This window comes from Flectobacillus sp. (genome assembly GCF_049240685.1).
Taxonomy (GTDB): Bacteria; Bacteroidota; Bacteroidia; order Cytophagales; family Spirosomataceae; genus Flectobacillus.
Window position 1 is genome coordinate 1 of record NZ_JBMLSD010000408.1, and the last position, 3357, is coordinate 3357.

The 3357-nt window shown below is 37.1% G+C and carries 2 protein-coding genes; both read right to left on the reverse strand.

The features are described from left to right. Positions 1–57 precede the first annotated feature (57 nt). Positions 58–1971, reverse strand: coding sequence for a phosphoglycerate dehydrogenase (serA, locus tag ACOVQ4_RS18545; RefSeq protein ID WP_421822106.1), 1914 nt, complete (start codon positions 1969–1971; stop codon positions 58–60). Positions 1972–2066: 95 nt separating this feature from the next. Continuing rightward, on the reverse strand, positions 2067–3044 hold the full coding sequence (locus ACOVQ4_RS18550; protein WP_421822107.1) for a YheT family hydrolase: 978 nt from the start codon (positions 3042–3044) through the stop codon (positions 2067–2069). Between the last annotated feature and the right edge of the window lie 313 nt (positions 3045–3357).

The following is a 3357-nucleotide window of genomic DNA, read 5'->3' on the forward strand; positions in this document are numbered from 1 at the left end:
GGGATAAAAAACTTGTGCCACGAAATACGTGGCACAAAGATATAAGAATACAAGATTTTAATACAACATTCTAAATTTGATGGTATTATCCAAGCCTTTTAGCTCTTCTACAATCTCGTCTGCATACTCTTTTGCTACGTCAGTGATTACATAACCGATGTTGTTGGTTGTTTTAAGATACTGACCTTTGATGTTAACATTGTATTTTGCAAAAATACCGTTGATTTTGGCCAAAATACCTGGTACGTTTTGGTGTACGTGCAATAAACGGTGTGCATCTTCCAAAGCTGGTAATTGCAATTCTGGGAAGTTTACCGAACCGTAAGTGCTACCGTTGTTCATGAACTGCAACAATTTGCTTGGTACAAATTCACCGATATTTGCTTGAGCTTCTTCCGTAGAGCCACCAATGTGTGGAGTCAAAATGACTCTTGGCAAACTACGCAATTCGTTCATAAACTCCTCATCGTTGGTTTTTGGTTCGTAAGGGAATACGTCAACAGCCGCTCCCCAAACTTTACCCGATTTCAAGGCATTTACTAAAGCTGGAATATCTACTACATGACCTCTTGAAAGGTTGATGAAGATGACGTTGTCTTTCATCATAGCAAATTCTTTTTCTCCAATTATATTTGAGTTAGTCTTACGACCATCAACGTGCATAGAGATAAAGTCAGAAATGCTCAATAGTTCTTCAAGAGTTTTACATTTTTTGGCATTACCCAAGGCCAATTTATCAACAGCATCGTAGAAGTAAACTTCCATACCCATTGCTTCTGCAATAACCGAAAGTTGTGTACCAATGCTACCATAACCTACCAAACCGAGCTTCTTACCACGAATTTCGTAAGAGTTAGTCGCTGATTTGTCCCAAACACCTTGGTGCATTTTATTTGACTTCGTAAAAATGTCACGAGTCAACATAATCATTTCCCCAATGGCTAATTCTACCACCGAACGAGTGTTAGAATATGGTGCATTGAATACGGCGATACCACGTTTTTCACATTCTGCTAAATCGATTTGGTTGGTACCAATACAGAATGCCCCAACGGCCATCAAACGACTAGCATTTGGATGCTCAAGCACACGTTTGGTAAGATTAGTTTTAGAACGTAAACCTAAAATAGAAACACCTTTGATTCGCTCGATTAGTTCTTCTTCGTCCAAAGCACCTTTCAATAATTCTACTTGAAAACCTTCATTTTTGAAAGCTGCAACAGCTTTTGGGTGAACGTTTTCCAACAATAAAACCTTGATTTTTGATTTTGGATAAGATTGAGAACGGCTCAAGCCATTGATATATAGGAATTCGTCTAATGAAGCTACAACCTCATCAGCTTTTTCTACAACTTTTTGACGCTCAACGTTTTCGATGAAAGCGAAGAACTTATTGGCCAAACCAGACTCACGAAGTTCGTAGTCGGTATAGCCATCACCAATTGCATATACATCGCCTTCTAATTGTAAAGCTTGGAGTAATTTTACTTTACCTTTATCTTGAGAAAGTAAGTTATTTTCGTCATAACCCGTGATATTTCCTTCGGCATCGTAGGTAAATGTATTGGCAAAAACATTTTCTTCTTTCACGCCCATTGACACCGCTACAGGAACAATAAAATCTTTGAAACCACTCGATACAATGTAGATATTTTCACTATACATCGAGATAAACTCTTTGTTACGAGCAAATGAGTCGGAGATTTTACCCATCAAAAACTCAATCAAAGTATTTACATGGTCGCGGTGTGCTGGCAATAAAGCTACTCTAGCCTTCAAGGAGTCAGCAAAACCGATTTCACCCAACATACCTTTGTCGGTAATCGCTTTGATTTCACCGACAATTTTTTCGCTGTCTTTGTTTCCTGCCAATGCAATGGCTGCTAACTCGTCAAGACCTTCTACTTTTGTGAAAGTGCTGTCAAAATCAATGACGAAATTTACTTGATGTTCTGCTGTTTTAGTCAACATGTTCTTACTGTATGTCGCAAGTCAGGGTCAAAGCCTTTTCCTACGGATTTGAAACTCTAGTTTTATATATTGGTTAACCTATTTGGTACTCGTTGCTAGTTTTTGGATAAAAAGCTTAATGCTTGATATTCTGACCAGAGGGTTTGCTCATAGCCTTTTTGCATAAACCCACAATGTCCACCTTTTTCAGGAGCTTGGAAAAATACCTTTTCTAAGCGACTGACTTTATCGAAAGGAAAACATTCTTTCGATAAAAAAGGGTCATTTTGGGCATTAATTATTAAAGTGGGTATTTGGATTTTTTCAATAAAATACAGGGAACTATTTTTCTGATAATAGTCTTCTGCATCTTTAAATCCGTGAAGTTGTGAAGTGTAATAATTGTCAAAATCACGCAGGGTGCGTATTTTTGACAAATTTGTAGTGTTGATGTTTTCAGGAAAGTAAACAGCCTTTTCTTGGATTTTTTTGGTAAGAGTTTTATTAAAACGGCGGGTATATACCCAATCTTGCCAGCTTTCCATTTTGGAGCTACTTCCAGAAAGGTGCAAAGGTACGGAAAATGTTACAGCCTTTTTGATTTCAGGACGAAGATTTTCGCCATTTTCACCCAAATACTTCAGGGTAAGATTGCCTCCTAAGCTGAAGCCCATGAGGTATATTTCCTTATATTTTTGCGCTGCGTACTTAATGACCAAGTCCAAATCATCGGTGGCACCACTATGATAAAAACGAACTTGCTTGTTGATTTCTCCCGAACAGCTTCTAAAATTCCAAGCCAAACAGTCAAACTGATGTTGGTTAAACAACCTGACCATGCCCGTGATATATTGTCTGGTAGAGTCCCCTTCAAGACCATGTGATAAAATCAAAAGTGGACGTTGTGAATGAGTTTCGTTAGGATTAACTTTTGACCAATCCAAGTCCAAAAAATCATGGTCTGGCGTTGATAAACGCACACGCTGATAACTTATTCCATCTACCTTGCGAAATAGAGAAGGGTAAATGGTTTGAAAATGACCATTTGGCAGCCATAGAGGAGGCTGGTAATCAGAGTGTTTTACAACTGGCATTTTGTTTCAGAATTAACACTTGAATTTAGGAGTATTCTTTGAATAGTTGAATGTTTTTGCGGAATTTCATAATTTTTTATTGGAAAAAGTCTATCTGTATGAATTAAGAGTCAATCAAACAGATATCTTAATTCAGGTATATTTAATTTTTACAAAGGTATAATTGAATCGTAGGAGAATAATCATTTTGTTTTAAAATGCTAAAAATCAAATCCATATATGAGTGGCGACTAAGTCATAAAAATTATCTAACTTTGAATTTTAGCACTACTCCTTTACCATCATGAAAGCAAAATATCTTAATCCATTCACG

Coding starts and splice junctions, on each gene's coding strand:
- serA (WP_421822106.1), bottom strand. CDS start 1,971: ATGTTGACTAAAACAGCAGAACATCAAGTAAATTTCGTCATTGATTTT.
- ACOVQ4_RS18550 (WP_421822107.1), bottom strand. CDS start 3,044: ATGCCAGTTGTAAAACACTCTGATTACCAGCCTCCTCTATGGCTGCCA.